The sequence below is a fragment of the Nostoc flagelliforme FACHB-838 genome (assembly GCF_014698065.1).
GTDB lineage: Bacteria > Cyanobacteriota > Cyanobacteriia > Cyanobacteriales > Nostocaceae > Nostoc > Nostoc flagelliforme_B.
Genome location: NZ_JACJSI010000342.1, coordinates 1 through 6,329 on the forward strand (window position 1 = coordinate 1; position 6,329 = coordinate 6,329).

Sequence of the window (6,329 nt, forward strand, 5' to 3'; positions counted from 1 at the left end):
CATCAGGATGCTCTTCTCCCAGCAGGCGTTGCGACAGTTCTAATGCTGTTTTATACAAAGCCTCTGCCTCGCTGTACCGACCTTGGTTTCTGTAGAGTCCTGCCAGGTTGTTGTAACTGCTAGCGACATTAGGATGCTCTTCTCCCAGCAGGCGTTGCCAGAGTGATAATGCTGTTTTATACAAAGGTTCTGCCTCGCTGTACCGACCTTGGGATTCGTAGAGTACAGCCAGGTTGTTGTAACTGGTAGCGACATCAGGATGCTCTTCTCCCAGCAGGCGTTGCGACAGTTCTAATGCTGTTTTATACAAAGCCTCTGCCTCGCTGTACCGACCTTGGTTTCTGTAGAGTCCTGCCAGGTTGTTGAAACTGGTAGCGACATCAAGATGCTCTTCTCCCAAGCGGGATTGTACTACTGATACACATTGCTTACACCAGAGTTCTGCGATCGCATATAATCCCTGTCCAGAATAAAATCTATTTAATCCAACAAAAACCCAAATTAAATTTTCATCACTGACTGCATCAGTCAGATTTTGTGCTATCTCTTCCAAATGTGGGATAGCATCTTTGACACTTGTAATTAACTGTAGAGTTGGTAAATCGGGAATTTTTTGAGTGATCGCAACAATAGTCTCTGCAAAAGCCTGCTTTAATTCAAAAGCTTGCTCAATAGCATCTAGTTTAACTTTCAAAAACTCTCTAATTAAGGGATGAATTCTAATTTTAGACTCACCTTCTGTATCTTCTACCCATTGAATCAAATGGAGTTCATATAGTTGGTCGTTAGCAGTCTCAACATCAACGCTCGCCCAATTTAGCAATCCCGTTGCAGACTCTACCGATTCCCAAGCAAAAATATTTGGTGCAAATAAGCTTAATAATGCGGCAACAGGCTGCGTCGTAAGAGAAAGTTCCTGCCAGCTTAATTCAAATGCTGCTAAAACTCCTCGCTGTGCAGTGCTTAGGGTTTGCTGTTGCTCTAATTTGAGGGCATCATTTGAGAGCCGTTGTTCTTTGAGTTGTTGCAACATCTTTTCTAAAGACCAGTTGGGAGGTTTTTTCGCCAAATACCTCCCAACTAACTCCAACCCCAAAGGCAAATATCCCAACCATTCACACAATTGTTTAGCTACTGAGAGTTCTTTTTGTACTCGTTTAGTACCTACGAGTGCTGTCAATAATTCCAAAGCTTCTTCTGGTGAGAGTACATCTAAGGAAATTTCCTCAATATTGGAGTCTAGATTCCGCGATCGCGTTGTCATCAGCACCCGAAAACGGTTAGTCTTTGGTAGGAACTCTCGACAACTATTCAAATTTTGGACATCATCTAGTACGATTAATGCCAGTCCTTCTGGTGGTTGCCAATTCTGCCAGCACCACGCCACTTGTTCAGTGAGAGTCAATAATCTGTCACGAGAATCCTGCTGTGGGACTTGTAGATTCATATCAAGCAGCGCGAACTGCACAATACTAGCCGCTAAATCGGAATCTCTGGCTGATAACCAGCAAATACCACCAGGATAATCAATTTCATGAAGTCTAGCGTATTGCGTTGCTAATTCAGTTTTACCCACTCCACCCATACCAGAAACAGCCGTGATTGCAACTGCGCCTGTTCGTTGCAACTTTTCACGCAGTATGGTTAGTTCATGCGCTCGCCCTACAAAGTTGGCTGACCCTTGAAACTGAAGATTATTTGGGGGACGTAACTTTGTCCGTTTCCCATCGGACGACTCCAGTCAGTTGAATGTGATATTATGTCCACTGCCACCTTGAATGACTGGAGCATTAGTGTTATTAGCATTATTCTGTTGCGCTTCTCCACCATAGACATTCTGAAGATTTTGACCAGTAATCTGACCAATATTTATTTCTTGCTGAATCTCATGAGCCAGTTTCTGTATCTCTTGGGCAAAATTCGGGTCAGATTTCATCACTGGCTGCAAGTAAGCAGCAAGTTTTTCTAAATCTGGCTTAGACCCTTTTTCTGCTAAAGCAAACGCATTCGCAGCCTCTTGGTTTCGATGAATCTTGTTCCAAATCTTGTCACGCAGCACTTTTATCTTCCCAAGAGCTGCTTCAGTTAATTTCTCTATTGTTGTCTCAAAAGCTTTAGTAAAAGCAAGAGTAAGGATTACACCAGCAGTAAGCATTTCCATGTACAACCTTCTAAGCGCAGGATTCTATCTATTTATTACCACACTTTCTCTGTTTTCAATTCCGCACTACACGATTGGGCTATTACGTGTAATGCAGTCGTGGACTACTTACCAAACCTGATAGTCCAGCAGTCATCTCGTAAATCTGGCGGGAGTTTTGCTGGAAACTCATTACTAGCATCTATCATGACGCTAAAGTGTTGATCCGCCTGTTTTCCCAGATCGAAGGCTCCTAATTTTCTGAACACTCTTTATGATTAATTTTTAGCTCTTAGTAACTTTTAGTAATAAAAATTTATCAGTGATTACTTGACTTGACATCATTAGAGACACCTTCGGCTTTTAGGTTACGTTTAGGAACAAGTTCAAGCTGCCCCATCCGCGCTGGATGCTCATTAAGTAGTGTCATCACCATCTTTTCTAGTGTTGGAAATGTTATTTGCAATAAATTGTGCGGTTCCTGTGCGCGTTCATCAGGAGAACGATCATCGAGGCTTGCATGTGCGACCAAAGCGCGTGTCTGTTCTATCAGTCCGTGCAGTTTCTGATTGTTCTTGAGGTATGGCGACAGATCCGCGCGAAAGCGTTCAAGAAATTCACGCCATGCAGCCGAGTTTGGGAGATCAGATTTATTAGAAGTAAAATGCCATTCAAACATTTTGTAGCCGTTGAGCCATCGGAAATCGAGTGGCAGCGACTCGTCAATAAATCTGCGAAAATAGAAGAGGTGATATCGCAAATCAGGCCCCCAGTTTGCAAGACCCATGATTACTTTAGTGTAGTCAATGGCAACGGCGTTGCAGAACTCTAAATTCAATTTGAGTGAAACGGCATCCTCGCCACCTTGTCCCAGAATTGTGCAGAATTTTGCCGAGTTAGGAAGGGTTGCAACACTGAAGGGAACCCCCGTGGTTAGTATGGTAGCAGTTTCTAAAGTCCATATCCACGCTTGAATGTTTGCGTTTACGCACGCTTGAGCAACTTGTTGATCATCAGTATGGAGGAGTACGCGCAAATGACGGACATTAAAATCATCACCATAGATCAGCAGTACAATATCAATCTGCTGTGAATCAGAACGTCCACTAAGTCGGGCCTTGGGGTTGGTGAAGTGACCCTCCTGCTCAATAAACCAACCAAAATCACAAACAACGTCTAGAAACCACATGGCTTGTTCCTAGACGCTAACCATCTCTCTGTATGTATCGAAAATTTCACAAGTAAAGGTATATTTTTGACAGTAACTATTGTCTCATAACCTTTTTCAGAATTGGTACGGTAGCCAAAATTTTTCGGAATATTTACCGTATTTTGGGTAAATATTCCGAAAAATTACGCATTATAGCCGTAATTCAAGCAACTCTTAACAAATAGGCGGCGAAGCGGAGTGTCTGCCGCTGCCTGCAACAAATTGGTTGACTCAACGAGTGAATTTGTGGCAGTGGCAGACACCGACTATTTGAGCGAAGCGGTTAAGAGTTGCGCCATCACCTAGAGAGAGATCCCTTTACTTTGTCTGAGTTCTTGTTGCTGTTCTGATTCTATTATTTGTTGCAATACGCGCTCTGCTTTTTGCCAAAGCTGAATATCTTCTATTTCTACTGACCCAATATAAATCGGTGAATACTCAAGCTCACCTGACTGGTTTCGGTTGACTGCCACTCGAAAAATCTCACCTCGTTCATCATGGGTAAATACCAATTCTCTACTCTGCTTCTCCAGAGTGGCACGTTTAAATCTAAGGCTATTTGAGCCACTTTCTCTTAGTTGCCAATTGATGAGTTCAACAGCAATAGGCACAGCTATAGCTAAGAATTCTGATTCAATACGCTGCTTTTGGTCAAGTGACTGTTCTAGTTCTGACTTTTGAGTTGCCAGTTGATTACTAGCGATTAGTACCAATTCTCTGGCTTCATCTTGTGTCCATCCGGCTGGACTGGCAAAGATAATTTCTTCAACCTCCTCAGATGGCTTATTATCTAATAATGCCCTGATAGCAATTTCTTTATCTCGGTCAGTCACTAATAAGTTTTGCAAGTCGGCACTGTAATACTGATATAACTCGGCTGTTTGATTCGGGGTTAGTTTTAGTTTATCTGTGGCTAGAGTTTGAGCTTTATTGAGAGCAACTGCATCCACTGGTTTTTGTGATCTATGGAGTTGCTCCAAATAAACAATCGCTGCTTCCAGGTCGTCGAATATGGTTCTTCCGGCTGATAGCTGCTGCTGATTTTGAGAAAGTTGTTGTGTTAATTCTAATACTGTTTCAGTTAATGCTGAAGAGACAGTCGATTGCTCAACATAATCAGAAATTGATGAAATAGCTCTTTTCTCTAGATATGATTGTAACTCAGTCGCAAGCACTGCATTCAGGTCATTGAATGTAGTTTTAGCTATAACAAGTTGCTCTTTATATTGAGAAAGTTGTTGAGTTAATTCTAATACTGTTTCAGTTAATGCTGATTCAACTACTGACTGTTCAATAAAGTCAGCAATTACATCCACAATTCTTTGTGATAAGAGTTGTTCTCTTTCAGCAATCGCCGCTAATAGCTTGTCGTATGTGGTTCTTGCGGCTGATAAATTCTGGTGATACTCAGACAGTTGTTCTGTTAACTGTGGCAATGTTTCAATCAAAGTTGACTCAACTACCGACTGTTCAATAAAGTCAGAAATTGTATTTATGAGTTCTGAACTGGCTCGTTGTTTTGCATCTGATTTAGCTGGGGTTAGCTGGTATTTAATTTCGGCTATAGCTTGAGCATTTTTCGGGAATATGGTTGGTATTAGCTGTTGATTAAGTTGGCTATTCTCTACAGTTTCTAAGAAATTATTTAAACGTTTAATTTCACTATCGTCCCGTAAGGGGTCGTAGTTTATCCCCAACTCGGTCTGAAGCTTTGTAAATGAACACTTATATTTATTGAGATTACCTCCCTGTTTCCAGAGCAAACGGGGGCTACCATCTTCATTAACTGAGCCAACATCAATACCAAACTTGATACCCCTTACCCCACCGTGACCGTAATAACTGACGATGGATTTGACTTGATGCTCTCTCCATAATCGCTCAATTAGCTGGGGCATTGTGGGTTTATTTGCTGCCACTTGTTCAATCGCTCGACGCATTATTTCTTCGCCTGGAAGTCCCAAACTCTCGACTCGTTCCAATTGATTACGAGTCATAGCTTTCTGCTTACTTTCCCAACTACTTGGGAGTGGGGTTAGCTGAAATTCTCGCTCTAGTAGTCGGGCGGAGTGTTCAGAGTGGGCGTAATTATTCCAAGTGCGAATAGATTTACCATCTAGGTTATTGACTCTAGATGCAACGATGTGGGTGTGGTCGTGTTCTTTGTCTGAGTGCCGCGCTATGAAGAAGTCATAGGCTGGTAGTTCTGTTTCAATAAATTCATCAACTAGCTGTTTGAGTTTGGTGTCTGATATCCTTTTATCAGGTTGTTTAACTTGGGATTCATCACCCTTAATCCGTGATAGTACAATGACATTCGCAAAGTGACGTTGAGATAAATTAGCTAATTCGTCATCACTGAGAGTTCTGTCAGTCTGAGGTACACTAAGCATTAGGTGATAGCATGGGTCTTTTAGCTGGGGGTTAAGATGGGCTGATAGGGTAAATTGCTCTACCAATTCATTGGTACTTTTCCCGTACATATTCCCGCCAATAATTTTGGCTTTCTCTTTCTCAAGCACATATTTAGTAGTGCCACGAAATGATTTGTTAGCCTTGACTTTGGTAATCATTGCCCTACCCTTCTACCGATGCTTGAGTGAGTGATTGGCGAGTCTGCTCTAAAAGTGCTGTCAGTTCTTCAAGAGTTTTCAGATATGATTTCACCTCGTTAGTCAACGGTTGGCTACCAATTTTCACAGCTTCATTAATAGCTCTGGTCTGTTGGTTTAGATTGCTACCAATTTTCTTTAACTCATAGATAGCCTGTCGGTTAAGTTCGGGTATAACTAATTTAGGATGTGGTAGAGGGTAGTCAAATAATCTCGCTCTTATATAGTCACTTTGCACCACTCCACTGCAACGCTGCTCTAGTCTAGCTTTCTCGGCATAGCTAGCCCTAAACGTGATGGTTACTTCTCGCTTTTCATCTGGTGCTACTGACCGATTTTTTAATGTGTCAGCTAGTTGATTACTGAG

At 42.0% G+C, this 6,329-nt stretch carries 5 protein-coding genes; all 5 read right to left on the reverse strand.

Features of this window, described 5'->3' with window-relative positions:
• Positions 1–1,627: tetratricopeptide repeat protein (locus tag H6G97_RS43040; RefSeq protein ID WP_242055991.1), on the reverse strand; the 1,627-nt coding region annotated here is incomplete at its 3' end.
• A 114-nt stretch (positions 1,628–1,741) separates the two neighbouring features.
• Positions 1,742–2,161 carry a hypothetical protein gene (locus H6G97_RS43045; protein WP_190946649.1) on the reverse strand — a complete coding sequence of 140 codons (420 nt, stop codon included), beginning with the start codon at positions 2,159–2,161 and terminating at the stop codon, positions 1,742–1,744.
• 298 nt (positions 2,162–2,459) lie between these two features.
• Complete coding sequence (locus tag H6G97_RS43050; protein ID WP_190946650.1) at positions 2,460–3,329, reverse strand: hypothetical protein; 870 nt, start codon at positions 3,327–3,329, stop codon at positions 2,460–2,462.
• Positions 3,330–3,652: 323 nt separating this feature from the next.
• The gene (locus H6G97_RS43055) at positions 3,653–5,923 is read right to left on the reverse strand and encodes a relaxase/mobilization nuclease domain-containing protein (protein WP_190946651.1); all 2,271 of its coding nucleotides are present in this window, start codon (positions 5,921–5,923) and stop codon (positions 3,653–3,655) included.
• A gap of 4 nt (positions 5,924–5,927) precedes the next feature.
• A partial coding sequence (locus H6G97_RS43060) for a plasmid mobilization protein (protein ID WP_190946652.1) occupies positions 5,928–6,329 on the reverse strand: 402 nt, incomplete at its 5' end.

Bases quoted from the DNA above. Each gene is read 5' to 3' on its own strand.
- H6G97_RS43045 (WP_190946649.1), bottom strand. From the start codon at position 2,161: ATGGAAATGCTTACTGCTGGTGTAATCCTTACTCTTGCTTTTACTAAA.
- H6G97_RS43050 (WP_190946650.1), bottom strand. From the start codon at position 3,329: ATGTGGTTTCTAGACGTTGTTTGTGATTTTGGTTGGTTTATTGAGCAG.
- H6G97_RS43055 (WP_190946651.1), bottom strand. From the start codon at position 5,923: ATGATTACCAAAGTCAAGGCTAACAAATCATTTCGTGGCACTACTAAA.